Annotated in this window: 23 protein-coding genes; 15 read left to right on the top strand and 8 right to left on the bottom strand. The window is 64.8% G+C overall.

From position 1 onward, the window contains the following. Positions 1–3: 3 nt before the first annotated feature. From AC1D0N_RS05325 to AC1D0N_RS05300, 6 genes are read left to right on the top strand one after another with little or no spacing between them, the layout of a single operon-like run. The gene (locus tag AC1D0N_RS05325) at positions 4–606 is read left to right on the top strand and encodes a CDP-alcohol phosphatidyltransferase family protein (RefSeq protein ID WP_477242167.1); all 603 of its coding nucleotides are present in this window, start codon (positions 4–6) and stop codon (positions 604–606) included. A 38-nt stretch (positions 607–644) separates the two neighbouring features. Then, positions 645–2,423: a bifunctional alpha/beta hydrolase/class I SAM-dependent methyltransferase gene (locus AC1D0N_RS05320; RefSeq protein ID WP_477242165.1), complete on the top strand. Its 1,779-nt coding sequence runs from the start codon at positions 645–647 to the stop codon at positions 2,421–2,423. 4 nt (positions 2,424–2,427) lie between these two features. After that, positions 2,428–3,780 carry a phosphatase PAP2/dual specificity phosphatase family protein gene (locus AC1D0N_RS05315; RefSeq protein WP_477242163.1) on the top strand — a complete coding sequence of 451 codons (1,353 nt, stop codon included), beginning with the start codon at positions 2,428–2,430 and terminating at the stop codon, positions 3,778–3,780. Beyond that, entirely contained in the window at positions 3,777–4,208 is a 432-nt protein-coding gene (locus AC1D0N_RS05310) for a hypothetical protein (protein ID WP_477242161.1), read from the top strand. The genes AC1D0N_RS05315 and AC1D0N_RS05310 overlap by 4 nt, the downstream gene beginning before the upstream one ends. Before the next feature lie 8 nt (positions 4,209–4,216). Further along, positions 4,217–4,885 (top strand): lysophospholipid acyltransferase family protein, encoded by a 669-nt coding sequence (locus AC1D0N_RS05305; protein WP_477242159.1) that lies wholly within the window; start codon positions 4,217–4,219, stop codon positions 4,883–4,885. Positions 4,886–4,905: 20 nt separating this feature from the next. Further along, a complete protein-coding gene (locus tag AC1D0N_RS05300; RefSeq protein ID WP_477243090.1) occupies positions 4,906–5,838 on the top strand; it encodes a phosphatidate cytidylyltransferase in 933 nt (310 codons plus the stop codon). A gap of 24 nt (positions 5,839–5,862) precedes the next feature. Here AC1D0N_RS05300 and AC1D0N_RS05295 read toward each other — a convergent pair whose 3' ends face one another. Beyond that, positions 5,863–7,401, bottom strand: coding sequence for an acid phosphatase (locus tag AC1D0N_RS05295; RefSeq protein WP_477242157.1), 1,539 nt, complete (start codon positions 7,399–7,401; stop codon positions 5,863–5,865). Between the two features lie 203 nt (positions 7,402–7,604). On the opposite strand from AC1D0N_RS05295, the gene AC1D0N_RS05290 reads away from it, so the two are divergent. Continuing rightward, a complete protein-coding gene (locus AC1D0N_RS05290; protein ID WP_477242155.1) occupies positions 7,605–8,876 on the top strand; it encodes a cytochrome-c peroxidase in 1,272 nt (423 codons plus the stop codon). Between the two features lie 13 nt (positions 8,877–8,889). Here AC1D0N_RS05290 and AC1D0N_RS05285 read toward each other — a convergent pair whose 3' ends face one another. From AC1D0N_RS05285 to AC1D0N_RS05255, 7 genes are all read right to left on the bottom strand, one after another. After that, entirely contained in the window at positions 8,890–10,497 is a 1,608-nt protein-coding gene (locus AC1D0N_RS05285) for an FGGY-family carbohydrate kinase (protein ID WP_477242153.1), read from the bottom strand. Positions 10,498–10,578: 81 nt separating this feature from the next. Next, entirely contained in the window at positions 10,579–11,307 is a 729-nt protein-coding gene (locus AC1D0N_RS05280; RefSeq protein ID WP_477242151.1) for an SDR family oxidoreductase, read from the bottom strand. Between the two features lie 26 nt (positions 11,308–11,333). Further along, positions 11,334–12,593 (bottom strand): sugar ABC transporter permease, encoded by a 1,260-nt coding sequence (locus AC1D0N_RS05275; RefSeq protein WP_477242149.1) that lies wholly within the window; start codon positions 12,591–12,593, stop codon positions 11,334–11,336. Further along, the gene (locus AC1D0N_RS05270; protein WP_477242147.1) at positions 12,590–13,423 is read right to left on the bottom strand and encodes an ATP-binding cassette domain-containing protein; all 834 of its coding nucleotides are present in this window, start codon (positions 13,421–13,423) and stop codon (positions 12,590–12,592) included. The genes AC1D0N_RS05275 and AC1D0N_RS05270 overlap by 4 nt, the downstream gene beginning before the upstream one ends. A gap of 79 nt (positions 13,424–13,502) precedes the next feature. After that, positions 13,503–14,567 (bottom strand): ABC transporter substrate-binding protein, encoded by a 1,065-nt coding sequence (locus AC1D0N_RS05265; protein ID WP_477242145.1) that lies wholly within the window; start codon positions 14,565–14,567, stop codon positions 13,503–13,505. Positions 14,568–14,828: 261 nt separating this feature from the next. Then, positions 14,829–15,713, bottom strand: coding sequence for a cupin domain-containing protein (locus tag AC1D0N_RS05260; protein ID WP_477242143.1), 885 nt, complete (start codon positions 15,711–15,713; stop codon positions 14,829–14,831). Between the two features lie 197 nt (positions 15,714–15,910). Beyond that, positions 15,911–16,861 (bottom strand): LysR family transcriptional regulator, encoded by a 951-nt coding sequence (locus tag AC1D0N_RS05255; RefSeq protein ID WP_477242141.1) that lies wholly within the window; start codon positions 16,859–16,861, stop codon positions 15,911–15,913. 93 nt (positions 16,862–16,954) lie between these two features. On the opposite strand from AC1D0N_RS05255, the gene AC1D0N_RS05250 reads away from it, so the two are divergent. Genes AC1D0N_RS05250 through AC1D0N_RS05215 form a run of 8 tightly spaced genes read left to right on the top strand, consistent with a single transcriptional unit; the run spans position 16,955 to position 25,351 of the window. Further along, the gene (locus AC1D0N_RS05250; protein ID WP_477242139.1) at positions 16,955–17,830 is read left to right on the top strand and encodes a dioxygenase family protein; all 876 of its coding nucleotides are present in this window, start codon (positions 16,955–16,957) and stop codon (positions 17,828–17,830) included. Further along, the gene (locus AC1D0N_RS05245; protein ID WP_477242137.1) at positions 17,827–18,888 is read left to right on the top strand and encodes a maleylacetate reductase; all 1,062 of its coding nucleotides are present in this window, start codon (positions 17,827–17,829) and stop codon (positions 18,886–18,888) included. Before AC1D0N_RS05250 ends, AC1D0N_RS05245 begins: the two co-directional genes overlap by 4 nt. A gap of 39 nt (positions 18,889–18,927) precedes the next feature. Then, positions 18,928–20,208, top strand: a complete 1,281-nt coding sequence (locus tag AC1D0N_RS05240) for an ABC transporter substrate-binding protein (protein ID WP_477242135.1) — start codon at positions 18,928–18,930, stop codon at positions 20,206–20,208. Between the two features lie 3 nt (positions 20,209–20,211). Beyond that, positions 20,212–20,931 carry an ABC transporter ATP-binding protein gene (locus AC1D0N_RS05235; RefSeq protein WP_477242133.1) on the top strand — a complete coding sequence of 240 codons (720 nt, stop codon included), beginning with the start codon at positions 20,212–20,214 and terminating at the stop codon, positions 20,929–20,931. Continuing rightward, complete coding sequence (locus AC1D0N_RS05230; protein ID WP_477242131.1) at positions 20,931–21,638, top strand: ABC transporter ATP-binding protein; 708 nt, start codon at positions 20,931–20,933, stop codon at positions 21,636–21,638. Before AC1D0N_RS05235 ends, AC1D0N_RS05230 begins: the two co-directional genes overlap by 1 nt. Further along, positions 21,635–22,498, top strand: coding sequence for a branched-chain amino acid ABC transporter permease (locus AC1D0N_RS05225; RefSeq protein WP_477242129.1), 864 nt, complete (start codon positions 21,635–21,637; stop codon positions 22,496–22,498). Before AC1D0N_RS05230 ends, AC1D0N_RS05225 begins: the two co-directional genes overlap by 4 nt. A gap of 5 nt (positions 22,499–22,503) precedes the next feature. Then, complete coding sequence (locus AC1D0N_RS05220) at positions 22,504–23,592, top strand: branched-chain amino acid ABC transporter permease (protein ID WP_477242127.1); 1,089 nt, start codon at positions 22,504–22,506, stop codon at positions 23,590–23,592. Continuing rightward, positions 23,585–25,351 (top strand): FAD-dependent oxidoreductase, encoded by a 1,767-nt coding sequence (locus AC1D0N_RS05215; RefSeq protein WP_477242125.1) that lies wholly within the window; start codon positions 23,585–23,587, stop codon positions 25,349–25,351. The genes AC1D0N_RS05220 and AC1D0N_RS05215 overlap by 8 nt, the downstream gene beginning before the upstream one ends. The last annotated feature ends 1 nt before the right edge of the window (position 25,352 follow it).

Raw genomic sequence — 25,352 nt, 5'->3', positions numbered from 1 at the left:
CACATGCCGACGCTTTATGCTCTGAAACCGGCTTTCCAGGCCAAGTTGCGGCCGCTGGCCGACGGGCTGGCCAAAGCCGGCGTCACCGCCAACCAGATCACGCTGCTCGCCGCCGCGCTCTCCATCGCCACCGGCCTTGTGGTCGCTGCCTTTGCCGAGCATCGCGCGGTCTTCTTGCTGATGCCGGTGGTGCTGTTTGCCCGCATGGCGCTGAACGCCATCGACGGGATGCTGGCACGGGAACATGGGCAGGCCTCCAAGCTTGGCATGTATCTCAACGAACTCTGCGACGTCGCCTCCGACCTGGCGCTGATCCTGGCTTTTGCCACGCTCTTCCCGGTCTGGGGCGTCGTCGCCTTCGCGATCTCGGCGGTCATTGCGGAATATGCCGGCGTGCTCGGCGTCGCCGCCGGCACCGGGCGCAACTATGCCGGGCCGTTCGGCAAGAGCGACCGGGCGCTGGCGCTCGGCGTCATCGCCTTTCTCCTCGCCTGCGGCCTGTGGGTCGAGGCAATCGTGCCGTTTGTGTTTCCGGCCATGGCTACACTGTCGCTGATAACCGCCATCAACCGGATACGCAGCGGCCTTAGAGCGGGCGGCAACTGATGACAAGTCGTCAGAGACCCGGCCGCCAGAGGGAAACCATGATCCACGAACAGACTATCGCCGCCGCAAGCCTCGAGCGGGTGGCGCAGGAGCGGACATTCAAGAGCCATGACGGCACCGAGATTTTCTACCGCTACTGGCCGGCGGTTGGTGAAACGCCCAAGGGCGCGATCCTGTTGTTCCATCGCGGCCACGAACATGGCGGGCGGATGGCGCATCTGGTCGACGAACTCGCCATGCCCGACCACGCCTTTTACGCCTGGGACGCGCGCGGCAATGGCCGCTCGGCCGGCGAGCGCGGCTATGCGCCGTCCTTTGCTGCCCTGGTGCGCGACATCGATTGTCTGGTGCGCGAAATCGGCAGGGACGGCTTTGGCCAGCGCGACATCGCACTGATCGCGCAATCCTTCGGCGCGGTACTGGCCGCCGCCTGGGTGCACGACTATGCGCCTGACATCCGCGCGCTGGTGGTGGCCTCGCCGGCCTTTTCGGTCAAGCTCTACGTGCCCTTCGCCAAGGAGGGCATTGCGCTGTGGCAGAAGCTCAAGGGCCGCTTCTTCGTCAATTCCTATGTGAAGGCCAAGTTCCTGACGCATGATGCCGAGCGCATCGCCTCCTTCGACGCCGACCCGCTGATCACGCGGCCGATCGCCTCCAACCTGCTGGTCGAGCTCTATGCTCATGCCGCCCGCATCGTCTCGGATGCCCGCGCCATCACCGTGCCGACGCAGCTGCTGATCTCAGGCAGCGACTGGGTGGTGCGGCACGGACCGCAGCATGAGTTCTTCGTCAATCTGGCGAGCCCGGCCAAGGAGCGGTATGTGCTGCCCGGCTTCTTCCACGACACGCTGGGCGAGCGCGACCGCAGCCAGGCGCTCGATCTGATCCGGCCGTTCCTCGAAAAGCAGTTTGCGGCACCGGACAAGAAGATCGACCTGACCAGCGCCGACCGCGCCGGCTACACACGCGACGAGTCCGACAAGCTGGCCTCGCCGCTGCCGCTTTTGTCGCCAAAGGGCCTCTACTGGGCGGTGAGCCGCGCATCGATCCGCATGGGCGCCTGGCTGTCGTCGGGCATGAAGACGGGGATCGCCACCGGCTTCGATTCCGGCTCGACGCTCGACTATGTCTATGAGAACGAAGCGCGTGGCATCAGCCCGCTCGGCCGCATGATCGACCGCACCTTCCTCGACGCCATCGGCTGGCGCGGCATCCGCCAACGCAAGCTGCATCTGGAAGAGCTGATCGGCAGCGCTGCTGCCTCGCTGAAGGCCAAAGGGCGGAAGCTGAACATCGTCGATATTGCCGCAGGCCATGGCCGCTACGTGCTCGACGCTGTCGCAGCCAGCGCTGAACAACCCGACAGCGTGCGGCTGCAGGATTATTCCGAGCTCAATGTCGGGCTCGGCCGCAAGCTGATCGCCGCGCGCAAGCTGCCGCAAAGCGTCACCTTCCGCCAGGCCGATGCGTTCGATGCGGACATGCTTTCTGGCCTCGACCCGGCGCCTGACCTCGCCATCGTCTCCGGCCTCTACGAACTCTTTGCCGACAACGCGCTGATCGCCCGCTCGCTGGGTGGATTGGCCAGCGCCATGCAGCCCGGCAGCCTGCTGCTCTACACCAACCAGCCCTGGCACCCGCAGCTTGAAATGATCGCGCGCAGCCTGACCTCGCATCGCGGTGGACAGGCCTGGGTGATGCGGCGGCGTACGCAAGGCGAGATGGACCAGTTGGTGGCGGCGGCCGGCTTCGAGAAGATCGACCAGCGCATCGACCAGTGGGGTATCTTCACCGTTTCGGTCGCACGGCGCGTCTGAGACCATGGCCGCTGCCTTTCCTCCCCCTGGGTCTGTCCCTGCCCCGGCGCGAGAACCCTATTTTGGCATCGTGCTCAGGGCCGCACTTTGGCTGGCGTTGCTGGCGCCGCTGTTCTATTCGACCTATGGCTTCGCCAACTGGCTGGCGTCGCAGCGCGACCATGTCGGCAACATCGTCTTTGGCTGGGAACACGCCATCCCATTCATGGCCTGGACGATCGTGCCCTACTGGTCGATCAATCTGTTCTACGGCCTGTCGCTGCTGCTCAACGACACGAAGAGCGGCGTCAACCGCCTCGCCGGCCGTTACCTCACGGCGCAAGTCGTAGCGGTCACCTGCTTCATCCTATTCCCGCTGGCGGCGACCTTCGTACGGCCAGCGACCACAGGCCTGCCGGGCTTCCTGTTCGCGGTGCTCGGCGGCTTCGACAAGCCGTTCAACCAGGCGCCGTCGCTGCACATCGCGCTGCTGGTGATCATCTGGGATCACTGGCGCCAGGCTCTGGGGCGCTTTCGTCTCGGCGGCGTTTTCAAACCCGTCTGGCACGTCTGGTGTTTTCTGATCGGCGCCTCGGTGCTGACGACATGGCAGCATCATTTCATCGACATCCCGACCGGCTCGCTGCTCGGCTTTTTCGCGCTGTGGCTGTTTCCAGCCCAGGGCGACCTGCCCTTTGCCGGTTTCAGGCTGACCACCGACCCCAAGGCGCGGCGGCTGGCGCGGTTCTATGGCCTTGGTGCAGCCCTTGCGCTGGCCGCCGCCGCTGCCGGCGCGTTCGTCTCTCCGATCGCGCTGATCCTGTTGTGGCCGGCGCTGGCGCTGGCCATCGTCGCCTTCGCCTATGCCGGGGCCGGCCCGCGCGTTTTTCAGAAATCTGCCGATGGCACCGCGTCGCTGGCCAGCCGCATTTTGCTTTTGCCTTACCGGCTTGGCGCCAGGGTCAATGCATCGATATGGACACGCAAGCTTGAGCCGCAGGTGGCGGTCACCGACGGCGTCTTCCTCGGCCGCTTTCCGACCGTCACCGAAGCCAACGGCTTCGGTACTGTGATCGACCTTGCCGGCGAGCTGGAGCGGCCGCGCGGCGCGACCAGCCGCTGGATCAGCCATGCCATGCTCGACCTGGTGGTGCCGCCCAGGGATGCATTGGAGCGGGCGGTGGCGTCGATCGAGCTGGCGCGCAGGCGCGGCACGGTGCTGGTCTGCTGCGCGCTCGGCTTCCAGCGCAGTGCTGCCGTCGTCGCCGACTGGCTGGTTGTGTCCGGCCGCTCGCACACACAGGCGCAGGCGCGAAAAAAGCTCGCGGCATCCGGCCGTCCGGTGCATCTTCACAGCGGGGTGGACAAGCCGGCATGAGTGGCGAGACGTATCACGACAAAGCCGAGGCGTTCGCCGCCGGGCTGATGCTGCAGGCGGCATGGCCGATCCTGCTGGTGGTGGCCGCCTTGATGGCGGCGCCGATTATTGGCCTCGTGGCCGCGCCGCAGACGACACCGGTAGCGGTCGCGTGGCTGGTTGCCGCGGCGAGTGCCGTAGCCACCCTCGCTCTCTCCGCCTTGCTTGCCTTCGACGCGCTGCTGTTTCGGCTGATGGCCAGTCACGCCAGCGAGGCCGGCGGGGGTGCCGCAGTCGACGATTTGCTGGCGCGCATGCGGCTGAAACCAACCGCTGCCGGCGGCCGCACGCTCGACCAGCGCATCACAGGCACGCGCCACCTGCTGGTGGAGCAGCGCATCGCCTTCGCCCTGTTTGCGTTGGCCTCGTTCGTCGCGGCATTCCTTTGAGCCCGTCGATGACAAAGCTTCATATTCGCGCCAACACCTTCACCTTGCTGCAGACAGTGACCTCGGTCGGCCTGTCGGCGCTGGCTTGGGTGGTGACCGGCGTACGGCCGATCTGGAATGGCAGCCAGCCGTCGGAGCGGCAGCGCATCTATTTCGCCAACCATGCCAGCCATGGCGACTTCATCCTTTTGTCGGCCTGCCTCAGCGAAAAGGTGCGCGCCCGCACCCATGCCGTGGCGGCGGCCGAATATTGGGGCAAGTCGCGGCTGCGGCGCTTTATTGCCGAGGACATGCTGTCCTCCGTGCTCATCCACCGGCAATGGACCGACGAGACGCAGAACCCGATTTCGATCATGCTGTCGGTGCTCGACGACGGCCATTCGCTGATCCTGTTTCCCGAGGGCACCCGCAACACCACCGATGCGGAATTGCTGCCGTTCCGCTCCGGCCTCTACAATCTGTCGATGGCGCGGCCCGAGGTCGAGCTGATCCCGTGCTGGATCGAGAACATGTCGCGCGTGCTGCCCAAGGGCCAGTTCCTGCCGGTGCCGCTTCTGTGCCGCGTCGTCTTCGGCCCGGCGGTGACGATTGCGCCCGGCGAAGAGCGCCGCGCCTTTCTCGAGCGCGCCCGCCAGACGCTGCTTGCGCTCAACCCCCGCCCGGATCGAGACGACTGATGCCACTTTCGCTGCCGCCGATGCATGAAACCATGATCCTGGTAATCGGCCTGGTCGGCGTGCTGTCGACTGCGAGCCTCGTCGCCGGCATCCTGTCGTGGCGGGCGCCCAAGCCACTGTCGTCGGGGCTCACCAACCTCAACCAGCGCATCAACGCCTGGTGGGTGATGGTGGTGGCGATCACGGTTGCCTTCTTTTTCGGCCGCACCGGCATGACCATCCTGTTCGCGCTGATCTCGTTTGCAGCACTTCGGGAATTCGTGACGCTGACGCACAGCCGGCGCAGCGACCACTGGGTGCTGCTGGGCATGTTCGGCATCATCATCCCGTTCCAATACTGGCTGGTGTGGACCGCCTGGTACGGGCTCTTCACCATTTTCATCCCGGTCTACTGCTTCCTTTTGATGCCGGCGATCACCGCGCTCAATGGCGACACCGAGCGCTTCCTCGAGCGCGTTTCGGCGCAGCAATGGGCGATCATGATCTCGGTCTATTTCGTCAGTCATGTGCCGGCGCTGCTGACGCTCAACGTGCCCGGCTTCGAAGGCCACAACCTGTTGCTGATCGCCTTCCTGATCATCACCGTGCAAGGCAGCGACGTGCTGCAATATATTTTCGGCAAGCTGTTTGGAAAACACCTTCTGTCCCCGACCGTATCGCCGTCAAAAACCTGGGAAGGGCTGGTCGGCGGACTGGCGGCGTCGAGCCTGCTCGGCGCACTGCTGTCGTTCCTGACGCCGTTTTCGCCGCTGCAGGCGGCGGGCGTCGCCTTCATCGCCTGCCTGATGGGCTTTCTCGGCGGACTGGTCGCATCGGCCATCAAGCGCGACCAGGGCGTCAAGGATTGGGGCCATCTGATCGAAGGCCATGGCGGCATGATGGACCGCGCCGACAGCCTGGTCTTCGCCGCCCCGGTGTTCTTTCACACGGTCCGTTATTTCTGGACCGTGTGAGAGAACGAGTACGTCCGGATCGGTCTAGCGGCTGAGATCAAGTGCTGCGCTCAGATCGCCCATTGGCGGCTGGTCGTTGTTGCGCAGCGCCTTGTCGCGAGCGACGATGCCGGGAAGCACCGGCAGATCGTAACGCGCGGTGATGAAGCGCAGAATCGATGTAGTGTCGTATTGCGTGTGGTCGACGGTTCCGGATTTCGCATAAGGCGAAATGATGAAGGCCGGGATGCGGTTGCCCGGTCCCCAGCGATCCGCCTTCGGCGGCGCGACATGATCCCAGAAGCCGCCGTTTTCGTCATAGGTGACAACGACCAGCATGTGGCCCCATTGCGGGCTTTTCTCCAGATGCGAAACGATGTCGGCGAGATGCTGGTCGCCGCTGCCGACATCGGCATAGCCGCCATGCTCGTTGAGATTGCCCTGCGGCTTGTAGAAGCTCACCGCCGGCAGCTTGCCGTCGTCAATGTCCTTGATGAAGGCGACGCCGTCGAGGCCGCCATCCTTCAGATGCTCGGCACGGGCAGTGGTGCCGGGCGCATAGGCGGCGAAATAGTTATAGGGCTGGTGATGGAACTGGAAGTTCGGCACCGGCGTCGCGTTCTTGCCGTCGAGCGCGGCCTGCCAGGCGCCGGAGTACCAGGCCCAGCCGATACCCCGCAGCGACAGGAGATCGCCGATGGTGATCTCCTGCTGCGGCGGCAACGTGGTCGGCGCCGCCGGATCGGCCAGCGCCTTGTCGCCGCCTTCGGCCGGCTTGTTGGCGCTCGGCTGATAGGGCGGCTGCATGGTGTTGACCGCGTAAAAATCAGGCGTGATGGCGCCGTCATTGACGAATTTCGGCGCGCCTCCGAGCGCCGAGGGCGGCGAGTTGTCGGCGACCTTCAGCGTCTTGCCGTCGGCGTCCACAACCGCGATCTGATCCTTGATCGGGCTGGTGTCGGCGTGCGGATAGACCGGCACGCAAGCGCAAGCCAGCTGGAAATGGTTGATGAAGGAGCCGCCGAAGGCGCCCTGGAAGAAATTGTCGGCCAGCACGTATTTCTTGGCCACCGCCCACATCGGCAGGACGGAGCCGTCATAATGGCCCATGACGACGCTGCCCGAATCGGCCCAGGCGACGAACTTGTCGTTGCGGCCGCCATTGATCTGCATCTGCTCCTGATAGAAGCGATGCCAGAGGTCGCGGGTGATGACCGAGGTCTTCAAATTGAAGCCGTTGGGATCGTCGATGGCGAAGCTCGCATTGGCCAGATGCGCGGTCTGCGCCTCCGTCACCGGCGGGGTGACACCCTTGCCGGTCAGACCGCCCCAGGCCGGCGGCAATTCGGCCAGCGGCTTGCCGTCGCGGTCGAGCTGGCGAACCTGGTCGGCCGACGCGTTGGAGAGGCCATTGGCGCCGGGGAAGCCGCCATAAAGATTATCGAAGCTGCGGTTCTCGGCATAGATGACGACAACCGTATCGATCTTGTCGTAGCCGGCGGGAGCGGCGCTGGCGATGGTGGTGAAGGAAGCCAGCGCTGAGCCGGCCAGATAAAGCGAATTGAAGAGCTTGAGCCTCGACATGGAAATACCTCATGGCTGGGTGGTGGCTAGAGGGGCAGTGCATGGCCGGGGGGCGACGAACCACAGGCATGCAGGTACTTCGATGCCTTGTCACCTTTGTGACAGTCTCGACCTTTGCGAACACGGTTGCGTGAGCGCGGGGACCGGTCATCAATCCGTTGCAGTGCTTCCTTATTTCCGCAACGAAAATCGGACTGAGCCACATGAACGCTGGACCATGGAAAGACCAGGTGATCGCGATCGTCGCGGCATCGGTGGTTGGCCTCGCCGTGATCGCGCCGGGAGCCACGGCCGAGCCGGATGGCATGCATCCCGGGCCGCTGTCGCGCGCGCAAGCCTTTGCCAGGGCGACGGCCCTGACCGCGCTTGGCCGCAAACTGTTCCTCGATCCGTCGCTGTCGGCCTCGGGCCTGCAATCCTGTTCTTCCTGCCATGATCCAAAGCATGCCTTTGGTCCGGCCTCGGCCACCCCAGTCGAGATGGGCGGACCCAAGATGGATCAGCCGGGACTGCGCGCCGTCCCGTCGCTGCGCTATCTCCAGGCGACGCCTGCCTTCACCGAGCATTTTTACGATTCCGACGACGAAGGCGATGAGAGCGTCGACAATGGTGCGACCGGCGGCCTGACCTGGGATGGCCGCGTCGATCGCGGGCAGGACCAGGCGAAGATCCCGCTGCTGTCGCCCTTCGAAATGGCCAACAAAAGTGCCGGCGATGTCACTGCGGCACTGCGCAGAGCCGCCTATGCCGACGATTTCAAAGCGGTTTTCGGCGACCAGGTATTCGACCATCCGGACGATGCTTTCGACGCCGCTGCCGAAGCGCTCGGGACGTTCGAGCAGAGTGCCGCCGATTTCTATCCCTATTCCAGCCGCTACGACGGCTTTCTCGCCGGCAAGGCGACGCTCAGCGCGCAGGAATTGCGCGGGCGCGCTTTGTTCGAGGACGAGGCCAAGGGCAACTGTGCCAGCTGTCATCTCAGCGAGCCCTCCAATGACGGCGAGCCGCCGCAGTTCACCGATTATGGTTTCCTTGGCATCGGCGTGCCGCGCAACCCGGCAATTTCCGCCAATGCCGATCCGAGCTACTTCGATCTCGGCCTGTGCGGCCCGTTGCGCACCGACCTCAAGGGCCGGGCCGCGTATTGCGGCCTGTTCCGCACGCCGACGCTGCGCAACGTCGCACTGCGCAAGAGCTTCTTCCACAATGGTTATTTCCACTCGCTGCGCGACGCGGTCGCCTTCTATGCCAGCCGCGATACCGACCCCGGCCGCTGGTATCCGAGGGACGCCGACGGCACGATTCGCAAGAACGACGATTTGCCCAAAGCTTACTGGCCCAACCTCAACCAGGACCCGCCCTTCGGCAAAAAGCCCGGCGACAGACCGGCGCTGACCGATCCCGAGATCGACGACATCGTCGCCTTTCTCCAAACCCTCACCGACGCCGACCAGCAGGCCAACGCGGCGCGTTGAGTTTCGGATCGGCTCAGCCGCGTATTGCGCGCCCTGCCTGTTGCAGCAGTTCGAAGGCAGTGAAGCGCTTGTCGTGCCAGGCTTTCACTCCGCCGGCCGGACGATAGATCTCGCCGATGCGCGACATGCCGGTCATCGCCGATATCACGTCGGGATAAGTCCTCGCCGCCACCGCGCCCAGCATGGCCGAGCCGAGCAGTACCGGTTCGGGCGATGTCGATCCAGCCACGGTCAGTCCCGTGGTGTCGGCCAGCAATTGACGGACCAGTTCGCTCTGCGCGGCGCCGCCGCTGACGACGATGGTGTCGATGGCGATGTTCTTCCCGGCCATCGCCGCCACGATCTGGCGCACGCCATAGCCGATCCCGCACAGGCCGGCGACATAGAGCGCGACCAGATTTTCGAGGGAATTGTCCATGCCCAGCCCCGCGATCAGTGCCTTGGCCTCAGGGTCGGCGAAGGGCGAACGGTTGCCGAGGAATTCCGGCACGACGTGCAGGCCATCGGCCAGACGGGCCGCCTCGGACAAATCGGCGGATCGCGTTGCCGACTGCTGACCAAGCCAGGCAGCGAGGCCGGTGCCCTGCGCCTTGGCCTTTGCCGACGCTTCGGCCGAGGCCGGGTGGAAGGCGACGAGATGATCGATCGCCGCGCCCGCCGCCGACTGGCCGCCTTCATTGAGCCACAGGCCGGGCACCATCGACGAGAAATACGGACCCCAGACGCCCGGCACGAAAGCCGGCTCGCTGGTGCTGGCCATGGTGCAGGCCGAGGTGCCGAAGACATAGGCCATGCGCGATTGCAGCGAACCGACAGAACCGGTGCCGCCAACGGTGCCGACACCGCCGGCATGGGCATCGATCAGACCGGCAGCGACCGGTGTTCCCGGCAGCAGGCCGAGTTCGTTGGCAGCGGTCTCAGTCAACCCTTGAGCAAGTGCGGTGCCGCCCTCGACGATCTCGGTGCCGATCCGCGCGAAGCCTTCGTCGGCGAGCTGGCCGAGGCCGATGGCGCGGAAATAGGCCTCGTCCCAGCGCCGCTCATGCCCGAGATAGGTCCATTTGCAGGTCACGGTGCAGATCGAGCGCGCCAGGCTGCCGGTCGAGCGCCAGGTGAGATAGTCGGTCAGGTCGAAGAAATGCTCGGCCGCGGCAAAACTCACGGGCAGGTTTTCACTTAGCCACAAGAGCTTGGGCGTCTCCATCTCCGGCGAAATGGTGCCGCCGACATAGTCGAGCACGCGATGCTTGCCGGCATTGATGCGCTGCGTCTGGTCGAGGGCGCGATGGTCCATCCAGACGATGATGTTGCGCTGGCTGTCGCCCGAGCGGCCAACCGGCAACGGTGCACCGCCCTGCCCGATCACCACCAGTGAACAGGTCGCGTCGAAGCCGATGCCGGCAATATCGCGCGGACCAAGCCCGGACTTCGCAACCGCCTCGCGCACGCTGGCGCAGACCGCGCGCCAGATGTCGTCGCTCGACTGCTCGGCGATCTCGCCCGGCTCGATGAACAGTGCGATGTCGCGCTTGGCCGAGGCGAGCATGGCGCCCTCAGCGTCGAACACCCCTGCCCTGGCGCTGCCGGTGCCGACATCGATGCCGAGGAAGTGTGGGGGCATGGGGGAACCTCGAGGAATTGGCGAATAGCGAATAGCGAATAGCGAGCGATAATTTTCCTATTCGCTACTCCCTATTCGCTCCTACAAATCATTGCTCTGCGGCAGGATCACCAGATCCCGGATGGTGATGTTCCTTGGCCGCGTCAGCATGAACAGCACGGCTTCGGCGACCTCGGCGGGTTGCATCAGGCCGCCGGCGGCCAGCTCCTCGTCGAGCTTCTCCTTTGGCCAGTCGCTGATCAGCGCCGTCACCACGGGTCCTGGCGCCACGGCGCCGACGCGCAGGCCGTGCTTGGCGACCTGGCGGCGGACCGTGTGAACGAAGGCCTGCACGGCATGTTTGGAGGCGGTGTAGATTGGCTCCCAGACGACGGGTACGAGCCCGGCGATCGAGCTGGTGACGATGATGTCGCCGGTCTTGCGCTCGACCATGTGCGGCAGCACGGCGTGCACGGAACGGAATACCGCATTGATGTTGAGGTTCAGCATGCGGTCCCAGGCATCGGGATCGCCGCCGAGGATCTCGCCGCCGACATAGGCGCCGGCATTGGCATGGAAGATGTCGAGCTGGCCGGCCTTCTCCAGAATCTCAGGCATCATGGTGGCGACGCTCGACGGCTTCATCAGATCGACCACCACCGGGATCGCCTGCGGCCCAAGCTCCGCGCAAACCTCCTTCAGCCTGTCCTCGGCGCGGTCGACCAACACGACCCGTACGCCGGCGGCGATCAGCGCCCTGGCACATTCGAGCCCAATGCCCGAGGCGGCGCCGGTGATTGCCGCGACTTTTCCACTCAAATCCTGAGCCATTTCGATGGTCTTCCTGTCTACTGGGTTCAGGCTCGGCCGTGGGAAACCCGCGAACGGCGCGCCAGGGAGTCGACGATGACCGCGATCGCCAGAACGGCGCCGGTGATCATGTAGCGAAGCGACGACGACAGGTCGAGCAGCGTCAGCCCGCTGGCGATCGACTGGATGACGATGATGCCGAGCAGCGCCGAATAGGCGCTGCCGCGGCCGCCGAACAGGCTGGTGCCGCCGATGACGGCCGCCGCGATGGCGTTGAGGTTGACGTCGCCGGTGCCGGCCTGCTGGCTGGCCGAGGCAAGGCGTGCGGCCGACAGCACGCCGCCGAGGGCGGCGAACATCGAGCACATCGCAAAGGCGCTGAGATAGATCAGCCGCACCTTGATGCCTGCGCGGCGCGCGGCTTCGCGATTGCCGCCGACGGCGGTCATCGAGCGGCCCCATTTGGTGCGGGTCAGCGCATAGTTCATCGCCACGACCAGGCCGACGAACAGGCCGAACATCCACGGGATGCCGCGTGCCTGGTTGAGATAGGCGACGATCAGCTCCAGCACGATGGTCAAGGCGGCGACCTTTACGATCAGGCCGCTGACCGACGGCGCCGACAGGTTGACGGCGCGGCGGCGGCTGACGGTGCGCAGGCCGGTGATCAGCATGACGATGCCGGGTACCGCCGCCAGTCCGAAAGACACCCATTTGGGCATGACCAGCAGCTGGCCGAAATTCACCAGGTTCGAACCGTAAGGCAGGTTGATCGAACCGGTGGAGCCGAGGATGTAGAGCTGCAGCCCGAGCACCGCGAGCAGGCCGGCCAGCGTCGAGACGAAGCTCGGCATGCCAAGTCGATTGAACAGCAGCGCATAGAGCGAGCCGATCAGCGCGCCGAAGGCGACGGCGGCAAGGATGGCGAGCGCCACCGGCCAGCCCTGGTTGACCCATAGCGTGCCGACAAGCGCCGAGGCAAAGCCGCTGATCGAGCCGACCGAGAGATCGATCTCGCCGACCATCAGCACGCAGACGATGCCGAGCGCAATGACGCCGACGGTCGAGCAGTCGAACAAAAGATTGACGAGATTGCTCGAGGAGACGAACACCGGATTGAGCGTGGTGAACACCGTCCAGATTATCACCAGCCCGACGACCACCGGCAGCGAGCCGAGATCGCCGGAACGCACGCGGTCGAGGAAGGCGCTAATCGTGCCGCCAACGCCTGTCGCATGCTTGACGCGCACGTCGCTGCGGTCGAGCGCCGTCGACGCCGAGGTGTCGTGCTTGGGCTCCGCGCTCATGGCCGCTGCTCCTGCTTGTGCTCATGCCCGGGTTTTTGCTCCAGCCTGCGTCGCTCGGCACGGCGCGATACCGCATTGTTGGAGGCGCCGGTGATGGCGCTGACCAGTTCCTGGTTCGAGGCGTCGGGTTCGAAGACACCATTGTTGCGGCCGAGCCTGAGCACGACGATGCGGTCGGCGACGGCGCGCACGTCTTCCATATTGTGGCTGATCATCAGCACGCCGAGGCCGCGCTCGCGCACCCGGTCGATCAGGTTCAACACCTCCGCGGTCTGGGCGACGCCGAGTGCGGCTGTCGGCTCGTCGAGCAGGATGAGTTTCGGCTCAAGCAGCAGCGAGCGGGCAATCGCCACGGTCTGGCGCTGGCCACCGGACAGCGAGGCGACCGCTTCGCGGACGCTCGGAATGCGCGCCGACAATTCGTTGAGCAGCGTCCAGGCGCGGATCTCCATCGCCACCTCATCCAGCCGCAGCGGATTGAGCTCCTTGCCAAGAAAAATGTTGGCGACGACGTCGAGGTTTTCGCACAGCGCCAGGTCCTGGAAGACGGTGGCGATGCCGAGCGTCAGCGCCGCACTGGGGTCGGGCATGGTCACTTGCCGGCCACGGAAATTGATCGTTCCCGAACTCGGTTGGTGGACGCCGGCAAGGATCTTGACCAGCGTCGACTTGCCAGCGCCATTGTCGCCGACCAGCGCCACCACCTCGCCGGCATGCACGTCGAGATCGATATCGGTCAGCGCCGACACGGCGCCGAAATTCTTCGAGATGCCGCGCAGGCTGAGCACCAGCTCGACTGTGGCAACCGGTCCGTCAGAAATGTCGGTCATGGATGGCAAACCTTTCCGGAAGGCCGGTTGTTTTGACGTCCGGCCGCCGCAAGGGCGGCCGGACCTGATGATAGTGCTATTAGTTGGTGATGCCGAGCTTCTTGCAGCCTTCGACGTAACGATCGACGCAGAGCTCGGCGGCCGTGTTGATCTTCTTGTCGATGATCTCCGCCTTGAGGTTTTCCTGCGTCACCACCGCCGGCGTGAACAGCTGCGAGGGCGTATCGTAGAGCGTCATTTCGGCTTTCGGCACCTCACCCGACAGCAGCTTGACGGCAACGTTGGCGGCGGCGGCCGCGACGATCTCGCTCGGCTTGGAGATGGTGTTGTACTGGTCGCCGGCGATGATCAGCTGCAGGGCAGCGATGGTCGCATCGTTGCCGGTGACCGGCGGCACTGGATCGACGCCGGCTGCCTTGAAGGCGGCGATAGCGCCGCCACCGGTGCCGTCATTGGCGGCGACGACGCCGAGGATCTTGGTCGAGAAGCGGGTGATCTGGCCGCTCGCCCACTGCTGTGCCTTCGGCGGCGCCCATTCCGGCGTGTCGAACTCGGCCAGGATCGGATAGCCGCTGTTGTCGAGGCTGGAATGGATGCCCTTCTTGATCAGGCCGGCTGCCGCGTCGGTCGGTGAGCCGTTGATCTGCAACAGGCCACCGCTGGCGGGATCGACCTTCAGCGCCTTCAGGTGCTCGACCAGCGAATCCGCGATCGCCTTGCCGATGCCTTCATTGTTGAAGGAGACGTAGAAATCGGCCGGAGCAGTCGGGATCGGCCGGTCATAGGCGATGACCTTGACGCCCTGGCTCTGCGCCAGCTTGACCAGCGAGGCGGCGGCGGTCGAGTCGACGGGGTCGAGCACGATCGCCTTGGCGCCCTGCGAGATCACCGAGTTGAACTGCTGCTGCTGGCGCGAGGCGTCGGCATCGGCATTCTGGTAGAGCACCTTGCAGCCGGGGCAGAGTTTTTTCATCTCGGCGACGAAGCCGGGATAGTCGTGCTGCTCGTAGCGCGTCGAGGCCTGGTCTGGCATCAGGAAGGCAACCGTGGCGTCGGTGACCTCAGCGGCAAAAGCGGCGGTGCCGCTCAGGAGAGAAAGTGCCAGCGCTGCTGCGCCGGTCGATTTCCAAGCAAATCTGGTCATTCGAATGTCTCCGTTTCAAGGAATGGTTTCACGAAGGCCTGAGCGCCAAATGGCGCGCCGGGCCTTGACTGCAAGTCGAACAGTTGAGAGGATTTTTTTGTCCTGAACTCGGCCGGATCCGCCTGGATCACCGCTCTATTCTGGCTTCATCCTCTTGATATTGCTGGATTTCAAGACAAGCGATCTCCAGCACGGGGCGCCTCCAACGCACCCCGCGTTTTTTCCTTCTGCAAATGTTCAGGCTCCTCCCGGTCCTCCCTGTTAGGCGGCAATCTCCGCGCTTATGTTTTCCGCCAGCAAGGCCCGGAAGCGCGAAGGCGACATGGCCTTCTGCACCAGGAACTGGCGGTTGAAATTCGAGATGTTGTTGTAGCCGGCGGCGTAGCAGATCTCGGTGATCGACATCTGGTCTTCGCTCATCAGCAGCTGGCAGGCGAGATTGATGCGTAGCCGGTTGACGTACTGGACCAGCGCCATGCCGGTGTGGCGGCGGAAGCTGCGCGAAAAGGCGCTGGGGCTGCGGCCGGCGATGGCGGCAAGGTCGCCTTCGCTGAATGGTTCGGTCAGATGGGCGTTGATGTAGGCAAGCGCCTTGTTGACGCCGGCCGACATGAAGCCGGAGGGGTCGGGCAGATAGTTGGCGCTGGTCAGCGGCCGCACGTCGGCGGCGCGGCTGAGGATATCGACCAGCGTCATGAACAGCGCGATGCGGCGCACGCCTTGTGCCTCGACCAGTTCCGCCAGCACTGGTCCGGCAAGCTCGGCCGTGGCCGAGGCGAACAGCGCGCCGCGGCGGCTGAGTTCGAGAATGCCGGTGCAACCGGCGAGTTCGGGAAGTGCTGTCGTGGCGTCGGCGATGAATTCTTGCGAGAACTGGACGACGCGGCCGCGCAGCGGCACGCAAGAACCGGACGGCACATCACTCACCCAATTGTGCGGCAGGTTCGGACCGGTCAGGACGAGGTTGCCGGGCTCGAATTCGCCGATGAAGTCGCCGACGAAATAGCGGCCTGTGGTGGCGACGACATGGTGGATTTCGTATTCGGGATGGAAGTGCCAGCGCACGGTGTGGAAGGGGTAGCCGTGGGCCCAAGCCTTGAACGACTCGCCACGTCTGATCTGGACAACTTCCAAGTCCGGATTCATCTTCGTTCCTCCCGGCGCCGGTCCGGTCGTGCGACCAGTTGCAGTGCCTTGTCCCGCAGGCCGCGTATGCCGCTCTCCGCAGTGATCAAAGCTTAGGCGGCAATTGTTGCAGCCGCCACCACGGTCTGTCCATGTGACTGATACTTTTTTGACGTTTTGAAGACCGCGGCGACGCAGTTGCGAACACGGCAAAGATGTCAGGCCCCCCAGATCACCGCCTGCTCGTGGCGCTTGATCAGGTGCTTGAGGTTGTCGAAGCTCTGGCGGATATGCCTGGCGAAGGCATCGACTGCCGGTGCGCGCGGCGTGTCGGCGCGCCTGAGCAGGCCGAGCGCGCGCTCGGGATGCGGGATCGCCACCGGAAGTGCGGTGATCGACTTGTCCTTGCGAAAGGCAAAGACGACGCTGTGCGGCAAAACCGTCAGCGCATCGGTTTCCTTCATGTAGTTGATGGCGCTGGTCAGCGAACCGCCGGAATAGCGGATTTTTATTTCGGTGGCGCCGAGCGACAAAAGCAGGCTGCGCAGATCCTCCAGCAGCGGGCTGCCGGGCGGTGGTGCGATCCAGGGGTAGTCGAGCAGATCGACGGTTTTCAGCTTGCGGCGCAGCAGCAGCGGATGCGTGGCGCGGCAGGCGACGACATTGCGTCCGGGCAGGATTTCTCGGAACTCCATGCCGGACCCCTCCTCCAGAATATCGATCGGGCAGACGGCAAGGTCGATGCGGTCGGCATTGATGGCGGCGCGCAGGTCCGGCAGATAGCCATAGCTCTGGTCGACGCGCACATCCGGATAGGCGTTTTGGAAATCGGCGATCATGCCGGAGATCAGCGCATCCATGAAGAACGGCGTGCCGCCGACCCGCACCACGCCCGAGCGGCCCTGGCTGAAATTGGCGACGATGTCCGAGGCCTTGCGCGAGGCCGCCAGCATGACCTGGCCATGATCGGCGAGCGCACGGCCGAGCGGCGTCGGCTGCAACGGCCGGCGCCCCTTCAGGAACAGCGGCTCGCCCAGCCGCTTCTCCAGCATCGACAGAGTGCGCGACACCGCCGGCTGCGACAGGCCGATGAGCGCCGCGCCTTCGGTGACGCCGCCGGCCTGGACCACGGCGGCCAACTGAACCAGATGCCTTTCGTCGAGTTTCATAACGATATGATATATTAATCCGAGAAGAAATCATCATCTTCATGCATGGCCTGCGTTATGGTCCCCCTCGCGAAGTGAAACCTGGGGAGGACCATGTCGCAGGCCGGCCCATCATCGTTCAACGAGGCCAACTCGTCCGAACTCGTCGCCCAGCGCCTTCTGAAGGCCAAGGCCGGGCCGCTGCCGCAATTCCTGGCCAGCGTCGTCGACCATCTCCACCAGATCGTCAGGGAAACCCGACCGACCGCCGCCGACTGGCGGCAGGCCATCGCTTTCCTCACCGAGATCGGCCATGCCAGCGACGAGAAGCGGCAGGAATGGGTGCTGCTCTCCGACCTGCTCGGCGTCACCGCGCTGGTCGAGGAGATCAACTCGCGCCGGCCAAAAGGCGCGACGCCCAACACCGGTCGCGGCCCGTTCTATCGCGCCGACGCGCCACGGCTGCCGCTCGGCGCCGACATTTGCCTCGATGGCGTCGGCGCGCCGCTGACTGTCTCCGGGCGCGTCGTCGATCTCGACGGCATGCCTATTGCAGGCGCGACGGTCGAGACCTGGCAAGCGAATTCGCAAGGGTTTTACGAGAACCAGCAGCCGGACTTGCAGCCGGAATTCAATTTGCGCGGCGTCTTCACCACCGACAAGGATGGACGCTTCCACTATCGCACGGTGAAGCCCGCTGGCTACGGCGTGCCGGATGACGGACCGGTCGGACAATTGCTCGGCCGCATCGGCTATCCGCTCAGACGCCCGGCGCACCTGCATTTTCTCATCCGCGCCGACAATTTCGAGACGCTGACGACGCAGGTGTTCGAGCGCGGCGACCCGCGTCTCGACGAGGATGCGCTGTTCGGCGTCAAGCCGGAACTGGTCGGCGACTTCAACCGCGTCACCGGGCAAGGCCGCGACAGCTGGGCGCTCGATTTTGGCTTCGTCATGGTAATGGCGCGTAAGGGGAGCCGGGCTGCATGACACATTCCTTCATTTATTCCGGCAGTCCAGCGCATATCGTCTTCGGTAATGGCGCATCGGCCGAAGTCGCAAGCTGGGTCGAAAAACTCGGCTGCAAGCGCGCGCTGGTGCTGTCGACGCCGCACCAGGCCGCCGATGGCGAAGCGCTGGCGAAGACGCTTGGCGCGCTGGCGGCAGGCACCTTTTCAGGTGCGGCCATGCACACGCCGGTCGAAGTGACCGAAGCGGCGATGGCCAAGGCGAGCGACGTCGATGCCGACTGCGTCGTCGCGCTCGGCGGCGGCTCGACCACCGGCCTCGGCAAGGCGATCGCCTGGCGCACCGACCTGCCGCAGATCGTCATCCCGACCACCTATGCCGGCTCCGAGGTGACGCCGATCCTCGGCCAGACCGAAGCTGGCGTGAAGACCACGTTGCGCGACCCAAAGATCCTGCCGGAAGTGGTGATCTACGATCCGCAACTGACCATCGGATTGCCGGTGGCGATGAGCGTCACTTCCGGCCTCAACGCCATGGCGCATGCGGCCGAGGCGCTCTATGCGCAGGACCGCAATCCGGTGTCGACGCTGATGGCGACCGAAGGGTTGCGCGCCCTCAAGGCTGCCCTTCCCGTGCTGGTGAAAGAGCCCAGGAATCTCGAGGCACGCGGCGATGCGCTTTACGGCGCATGGCTGTGCGGCACCGTGCTCGGCACCGTCGGCATGGCGCTGCACCACAAGATTTGCCACACGCTGGGCGGTTCCTTCGACATGCCGCATGCCGAGACCCACGCGGTGATGCTGCCGCACACGATCGGCTTCAACTCCGGCGCCGTGCCCGAACTGCTCCAACCTGTCGGCGACATCTTTGGCGGCAGCGCCGGTGGCGGCCTGCACGATTTCGCCAGATCCATCGGCGCACCGCTGACGCTCAAAGAGTTGAGCCTCAAGCAGGCCGATCTCGACCGCGCCGCCGAAATCGCGACGCAAAATCCATATTGGAATCCGCGGTCTTTCGACCGCGCTGCAATCCGCGCCCTGTTGCAGGACGCGTGGGAGGGAAGACGCCCGCAAGACTGAAGACGAGCAGAGCTGAAGGTAACAAAGGGAGGAACAGCAATGATCACCAGACGCGAATTCATCAGGAACACCGCCGCGACCGGCATGCTTGCCGGCACATCGGGGCTGGCGATGCCGGCGATTGCGCAGGACGCGCCGATCAAGCTCGGCTATGTCAGCCCGCAGTCAGGCCCGCTGGCGGCCTTCGCCGAGGCCGACAAGTTCATCATCGACGGTTTTCTGGCCGCCACCAAGGCGGCCGGCCTCAACTACGAGGTGGTGGTCAAGGACAGCCAGTCCAATCCGAACCGGGCGGCGGAAGTCGCCAAGGAACTGATCGTCAACGACAAGGTCAATCTGATGCTTGTCGCCTCGACGCCGGAGACCACCAACCCGGTCGCCACCACATGCGAGGCCGAGGAAGTGCCCTGCCTGTCGACGGTGGCGCCGTGGCAGCCCTGGTTCATCGGCCAGCAAGGCAATCCCGGCGATCCCGCGTCGTGGAAGCCGTTCAACTATGCCTACCACTTCTTCTGGGGTCTGGAGGACGTCATCGCCGTGTTCACCAACATGTGGGCGCAGGTCGAGACCAACAAGAAGGTTGGCGGGCTGTTTCCCAATGATGGCGACGGCAATGCCTGGGGCGACGGCACTGTCGGCTTCCCGCCGGTGCTGGCCAAGGGCGGCTACGGGTTGACCGATACCGGCCGCTACCAGAACCTGACCGACGATTTTTCAGCCCAGATCAACGCCTTCAAGGGTGCGTCCTGCGAAATCATCACCGGCGTGATGATCCCGCCCGACTTCACCACCTTCTGGAACCAGGCCAGGCAGCAGGGCTTCACGCCCAAGGTGGCGTCGATCGGCAAGGCAATCCTGTTCCCGCAATCGGTCGAGGCGCTCGGCAAGTCCGGGCACAATCTGTCGTCGGAAGTCTGGTGGACGCCCAACCACCCGTTCAAGTCGTCGCTGACCGGCGAAAGCTCGGCGCAGGTGGCAGCGGGCTTCACCAAGGTCACCGGCCGGCAGTGGACGCAGCCGATCGGCTTTGTCCATGCGCTGTTCGAGATCGCCGTCGATGTCATGAAGCGGGCGGGCGAGCCCGGCGACGGCGACAAGGTGGCGGCGGCGATCGCCGCGACCAAGCTCGACACACTGGTCGGGCCGATCGCCTGGGACGGCGCCAACCTGCCGCCCTTCGCCGCCAAGAACATCGCCAAGACGCCACTGGTCGGCGGCCAGTGGCGGCTGAAGGACGGCGGCGGCTATGACCTCGTCATCACCGACAACAAGACCGCGCCCAGCATCCCGACCGGCGGGACGATGGAAGCGATTGCCTAGGCCATGTCCATCCTCGCGCTCTCCGATGTCTCGAAACGCTTCGGCGCCCTCACGGTCGCCGACGCGGTTTCGTTCGAGTTGCGGCAGGGCGAGGCACTCGGCATCATCGGTCCGAACGGCGCCGGCAAGTCGACGCTGTTCAACCTGATCACCGGCAACATATCAGTCGATGCCGGCAGCATCCGCTTCGACGGCCAGGACGTGACCCGCCTGCCGCCGATGCAACGCTGCCTCGCCGGTGTCGGCCGTTCCTTCCAGATCCCGCAGCCATTCGAGAAGCTGACCGTGTTCGAGAACCTGCTGGTCGCCGGCGCTTTCGGCGCACGTAAGACCGAAGCCGAGGTCGGCGACCGCTGCGCCGAAATCCTGGTCGAGACCGGGCTGATCGAACGCGCCAACCATCCGGCCGGTGGCCTGAGCCTGCTGCAGCGCAAGCGGCTGGAACTGGCGCGTGCGCTGGCCACCGAACCCAGGGTACTGCTGCTCGACGAGATCGCCGGCGGCCTGACCGAAGGCGAATGCGGCATGCTGGTCGACACCATTCGCGCCATCCACAGAGGCGGCATGTCGATTATCTGGATCGAGCATGTGCTGCACGCGCTGAACTCCGTCGTCGAGCGGCTGCTGGTGCTGAATTTCGGCAAGATCATCGGCATGGGTCCGCCCGACGCCGTTATGGCATCGCGCGAGGTCCGCGAGATCTATCTCGGGATCGAGATCTGATGGCGCTCCTCGAAACCAAAGGCCTGACGGCGCGCTATGGCGACTTCCAAGCGCTGTTCGGCGTCGACATCGCGCTGAACCAAGGCGAGACCATCGCCATCATTGGCGCCAACGGCGCCGGCAAGACGACGCTGATGCGCTCGATTGCGGGCATTCTCGCCAGCCAGGCGCAAGCAGTGCTGTTCGACGGCGAGGCGATCGGCGCCCTGCCCGCTCCCGACATCGTCGCGCGCGGCATCGCCATGGTGCCGGAGGGGCGAAAACTGTTCCCCTCGCTCAGCGTCGAGGAGAACCTGTTGATCGGCCGCTATGGGCGAGCCGTTGCCGGCCACTGGAGCCTTCAGACCGTCTACGAATTGTTACCGGTCCTGAAGGAGCGGCGCAGCAATCCTGGCACGGCACTGTCCGGCGGCCAGCAGCAGATGGTGGCGATCGGCCGCGCGCTGATGTCCAATCCGCGCGTACTTTTGTGCGACGAGATCAGCCTCGGGCTGGCGCCGGTGGTGATCAAAGATATCTACGCCGCCTTTCCCAGCATCCGCGCGGCCGGCGCCTCGATCATCATGGTCGAACAGGACATCGGCCAGGCGTTGAAAGTGAGCGACCGCGTCTATTGCATGATGGAAGGCCGTATCACGCTCTCCGGCGCGCCCTCGACGCTGACACGCGAGGCCATCCATGCCGCATATTTCGGAGCCGGCGCATGATGTGGCTCGACACCATCATCCAGGGCATCCTGCTCGGCGGGCTCTACGCCCTGTTCGCGGCTGGCTTGAGCCTCGTCTTCGGCATTATGCGGCTGGTCAATCTGGCGCATGGCGATCTCATCGTGCTTGCCGCCTTCCTGATCCTGGTGCTCGTATCGGCCCTTGGCCTCAATCCGTTCGTCGCGGCACTGCTGGCGATGCCGTTGATGTTCGTCATCGGCTGGGCGCTGCAGTTCTATCTGCTCAACCGCACGCTCGGCGCCGACATCTTGCCGCCGCTGCTGGTCACCTTCGGCCTGTCGATCGTCATCCAGAACGGCCTGCTCGAAGGCTTTTCCGCCGACAGCCGGCGCATCCCTGTCGGCGGTCTCGACTCCGCCTCGGCGGCGTTCGGGCCGATCAATGTCGGCGTCATGCCACTGCTAACCCTCGCCTCCGCCATCGCGGTGATTGTCGGTCTCAACCAGCTATTCTACCGCACGTCGCTCGGCCGCGCCTTTCGCGCCACTTCGGACGATCCGGTCACCGCCGGGCTGATGGGCATCCAGCCGAAGCGGATTTTTGCCACCGCCACCGGCATCGCCATGGTGGTGGTGACGATTGCCGCGCTCTATCTCGGCACGCGCGCTAATTTCGATCCGACCATCGGCCCGGCGCGGCTGATCTATGCCTTCGAGGCGGTGATCATCGGCGGCCTCGGCTCACTGTGGGGAACGCTGTTCGGCGGCATCGTCATCGGCGTCGCGCAGACCTTTGGCGCGGCGATCAACCCGGAATGGCAGATCCTGGCCGGGCATCTGGCGTTTCTGGTGGTTCTTCTGGTCAGGCCGCGCGGGCTGTTTCCGCGCGCGGTGGATTGAGCGCCATGACCGACACCTCCCTCACAAGCTGGAAAGTCGAAACGCGAACCAAGGCTTCCTCCGCGTTCGCCATCGTCGCCGCGCTCATCATCCTGCTTGCCTTCGCCGCGCCGCTGTTCGTCTCGCGCAGCGTGCTGCAGGACCTGTTCTTCATCCTGACCATGCTGGTGCTGGCGCAGAACTGGAACCTGCTCGCCGGCTATGCCGGGCTGGTCTCTGTCGGACAGCAGGCCTTTGTCGGCTTCGGCGCCTACGCGATGTTCGCACTTGTCATCCTGGGAGGGCTCGACCCGCTGGCCGCGATCCTGCTCGCCGGCACTGCCAGTGCCCTGCTCGCCCTCCCCACAGCCTTCTTCCTGTTTCGCTTGCAAGGCGCCTATTTCGCCATCGGCAGCTGGGTCATCGCCGAAGTGGTGCGGCTGGCGCTGGCGCAATGGAAGATGCTGGGCGGCGGCACCGGAACCTCGCTGCCGCGCGAGGCGACGCGCGACATGCCGGCGTTGAAGTTTGTTGGCGAGCTGTTCGGTGTCAAATCCTCCGGCGCGGGCGACATCCTGACCTACTGGCTGGCGCTGCTGCTCGCCATTGCCACCATCGGTCTCGTCTACCGGCTGCTGCGCTCGAAACAAGGCCTGGGGCTCGCCGCCGTGCGCGACAACCAGGAAGCGGCACGTTCGGTTGGCGTCGACGCCCGGCGCATGAAGACGCTGGTCTATCTGGCAGCGGCTTTCGGCACCGGTCTGGCCGGCGCGCTGATCTATGTGCAGAAGGCGCGCATCTCGCCCGACGCTGCCTTTTCCGTTGTCGACTGGACCGCCTATGTCATCTTCATCGTCGTCATCGGCGGCATCGGCACCATCGAGGGGCCGATCGTCGGCGTCATCGTCTTCTACATCCTGCAGAACCTGCTTGCCGACTACGGCTCCTGGTATCTGATGATCCTCGGACTGATCGGCATCGCCATCATGCTGTTTGCGCCGCGCGGCCTGTGGGGCCTGTTTGCCGAGCGCACCGGCATCCAGCTTTTTCCTGTCCGCCGCCGACTGACCGGCGGACCAGTTCCATTAGCCAAAAAGGGAGGGCCGCATGGCTGACATTTCTACCGACGTGCTGACCATCGGCACCGGGCCGGCAGGCTCGGCGACCGCGGCGCTGCTTTCGACCTATGGCGTCGAGAACATGGTCATCAACCGCTATCGCTGGCTGGCCGCGACGCCGCGCGCGCACATCACCAACCAGCGCACCATGGAGGTGCTGCGCGACCTCGGCCAGGAGGTCGAGGCGGAAGCCTATATGCACGCCACCGAGCAGGATCTGATGGGCGAGAACGTGTTCTGCACCTCGCTGGCCGGCGAAGAGATCGGCCGCATGCGCAGCTGGGGCAAGCATCCGCTCAGCCGTGCCGAGCATCTCCTGTCCTCGCCCTCGCACATGAACGATTTGCCGCAGACCTTCATGGAGCCGCTGCTGTTCAAGACGGCGTGTTCGCGCGGCACGCAGTCGCGCATGTCGATGGAGTATCTCTCGCATGTGCAGGACGCCGACGGCGTCACAACGACCTGCCGCGACCGGCTGACCGGCAAGGACGTCACCATCCGCTCAAAGTATCTGGTCGGCGCCGATGGCGGCAATTCGCTGGTCGCCGAACATGCCGGCCTGCCCTTCGAAGGCAAGATGGGCGTCGGCGGCTCGATGAACATCCTGTTCAAGGCAGACTTGTCGAGATACGTCGCCCATCGCCCGTCGGTGCTCTATTGGGTGGTGCAGCCCGGCGCCGATGTCGGCGGCATCGGCATGGGCCTGGTGCGCATGATCCGGCCGTGGAACGAGTGGCTGATCGTCTGGGGCTACGACATCAACCAGCCGGCGCCGAAGGTCGACGATGCCTTTGCGAAAAAAGTGGCGCGCGACCTGGTCGGCGATCCCGGGCTGGAGATCGATATCCAGTCTGTGTCGACCTGGACCGTCAACAACATGTACGCCACGCAGACCTCCAAAGGCCGGGTGTTCTGCATGGGCGATGCCATCCACCGCCACCCGCCGTCGAACGGGCTGGGCTCCAACACCTCGATCCAGGACGGTTTCAATCTCGCCTGGAAGCTCGCCTATGTCATCAAGGGCAAGGCCGGTCCAAAACTCCTCGACAGCTATTCGCAGGAGCGCGCGCCTGTGGCCAAACAGATCGTCACCCGCGCCAACAAGTCGATCGAAGAATTCGGCCCGATCTTCAAGGCGCTCGGCCTGCTCGATTCCATCGACCCGGTGAAGATGCAATCGAACATGGACGCACGCTGCGACGACACGCCGGCAGCCGAAGCGCAGCGGGCGAAAATCCGTGAGACCATTGCCTCCAAGGTCTATGAATTCGACGCGCATGGCGTCGAGATGAACCAGCGCTATATCTCGAATGCCATCGTCACCGACGGCCAGAAGGAACCGGCCTTCGAGAAGGACGCGGAGTTGCACTACCAGCCGACGTCATGGCCGGGCGCCCGGCTGCCACATGTCTGGGTGCATTCCGATGACCCGGCCCATCGGGGCGCCAAGGCCTCGACACTCGACCTGACCGGCCACGGCAAGTTCACGGTGCTGACCGGCATTGGCGGTCAGGGCTGGCTCGACGCGGCCAAGGCGGTGGGCAAGGAGCTCGGTATCGACATTGCAGGCCATCTGATCGGGCCGCGCCAGCCCTGGCAGGATTTTTCCGGCGACTGGGCGCGCGCCCGCGAAATCCGCGACAGCGGCGTGCTGCTGGTGCGGCCGGACCAGCATGTCGGCTGGCGCAAGGATGCCATGAGCAGCGACCCGACGGCGGATTTGCGCAAAGCCCTGAAGTCAATCCTGGACAGGTGAG

The organism is Mesorhizobium sp. P2_E10 (assembly GCF_056404235.1).
The sequence above is the reverse complement of the archived record's forward strand: the minus strand, read 5'-3'. Positions and strand labels throughout refer to the sequence as shown.

Coding starts and splice junctions, on each gene's coding strand:
- AC1D0N_RS05325 (WP_477242167.1), top strand. CDS start 4: ATGCCGACGCTTTATGCTCTGAAACCGGCTTTCCAGGCCAAGTTGCGG.
- AC1D0N_RS05320 (WP_477242165.1), top strand. CDS start 645: ATGATCCACGAACAGACTATCGCCGCCGCAAGCCTCGAGCGGGTGGCG.
- AC1D0N_RS05310 (WP_477242161.1), top strand. CDS start 3,777: ATGAGTGGCGAGACGTATCACGACAAAGCCGAGGCGTTCGCCGCCGGG.
- AC1D0N_RS05285 (WP_477242153.1), bottom strand. CDS start 10,497: ATGCCCCCACACTTCCTCGGCATCGATGTCGGCACCGGCAGCGCCAGG.
- AC1D0N_RS05230 (WP_477242131.1), top strand. CDS start 20,931: ATGGCGCTCCTCGAAACCAAAGGCCTGACGGCGCGCTATGGCGACTTC.
- AC1D0N_RS05265 (WP_477242145.1), bottom strand. CDS start 14,567: ATGACCAGATTTGCTTGGAAATCGACCGGCGCAGCAGCGCTGGCACTT.
- AC1D0N_RS05250 (WP_477242139.1), top strand. CDS start 16,955: ATGTCGCAGGCCGGCCCATCATCGTTCAACGAGGCCAACTCGTCCGAA.
- AC1D0N_RS05260 (WP_477242143.1), bottom strand. CDS start 15,713: ATGAATCCGGACTTGGAAGTTGTCCAGATCAGACGTGGCGAGTCGTTC.
- AC1D0N_RS05275 (WP_477242149.1), bottom strand. CDS start 12,593: ATGAGCGCGGAGCCCAAGCACGACACCTCGGCGTCGACGGCGCTCGAC.
- AC1D0N_RS05315 (WP_477242163.1), top strand. CDS start 2,428: ATGGCCGCTGCCTTTCCTCCCCCTGGGTCTGTCCCTGCCCCGGCGCGA.
- AC1D0N_RS05255 (WP_477242141.1), bottom strand. CDS start 16,861: ATGAAACTCGACGAAAGGCATCTGGTTCAGTTGGCCGCCGTGGTCCAG.
- AC1D0N_RS05295 (WP_477242157.1), bottom strand. CDS start 7,401: ATGTCGAGGCTCAAGCTCTTCAATTCGCTTTATCTGGCCGGCTCAGCG.
- AC1D0N_RS05280 (WP_477242151.1), bottom strand. CDS start 11,307: ATGGCTCAGGATTTGAGTGGAAAAGTCGCGGCAATCACCGGCGCCGCC.
- AC1D0N_RS05220 (WP_477242127.1), top strand. CDS start 22,504: ATGACCGACACCTCCCTCACAAGCTGGAAAGTCGAAACGCGAACCAAG.
- AC1D0N_RS05235 (WP_477242133.1), top strand. CDS start 20,212: ATGTCCATCCTCGCGCTCTCCGATGTCTCGAAACGCTTCGGCGCCCTC.
- AC1D0N_RS05290 (WP_477242155.1), top strand. CDS start 7,605: ATGAACGCTGGACCATGGAAAGACCAGGTGATCGCGATCGTCGCGGCA.
- AC1D0N_RS05270 (WP_477242147.1), bottom strand. CDS start 13,423: ATGACCGACATTTCTGACGGACCGGTTGCCACAGTCGAGCTGGTGCTC.
- AC1D0N_RS05300 (WP_477243090.1), top strand. CDS start 4,906: ATGCATGAAACCATGATCCTGGTAATCGGCCTGGTCGGCGTGCTGTCG.
- AC1D0N_RS05240 (WP_477242135.1), top strand. CDS start 18,928: ATGATCACCAGACGCGAATTCATCAGGAACACCGCCGCGACCGGCATG.
- AC1D0N_RS05225 (WP_477242129.1), top strand. CDS start 21,635: ATGATGTGGCTCGACACCATCATCCAGGGCATCCTGCTCGGCGGGCTC.
- AC1D0N_RS05245 (WP_477242137.1), top strand. CDS start 17,827: ATGACACATTCCTTCATTTATTCCGGCAGTCCAGCGCATATCGTCTTC.
- AC1D0N_RS05215 (WP_477242125.1), top strand. CDS start 23,585: ATGGCTGACATTTCTACCGACGTGCTGACCATCGGCACCGGGCCGGCA.
- AC1D0N_RS05305 (WP_477242159.1), top strand. CDS start 4,217: ATGACAAAGCTTCATATTCGCGCCAACACCTTCACCTTGCTGCAGACA.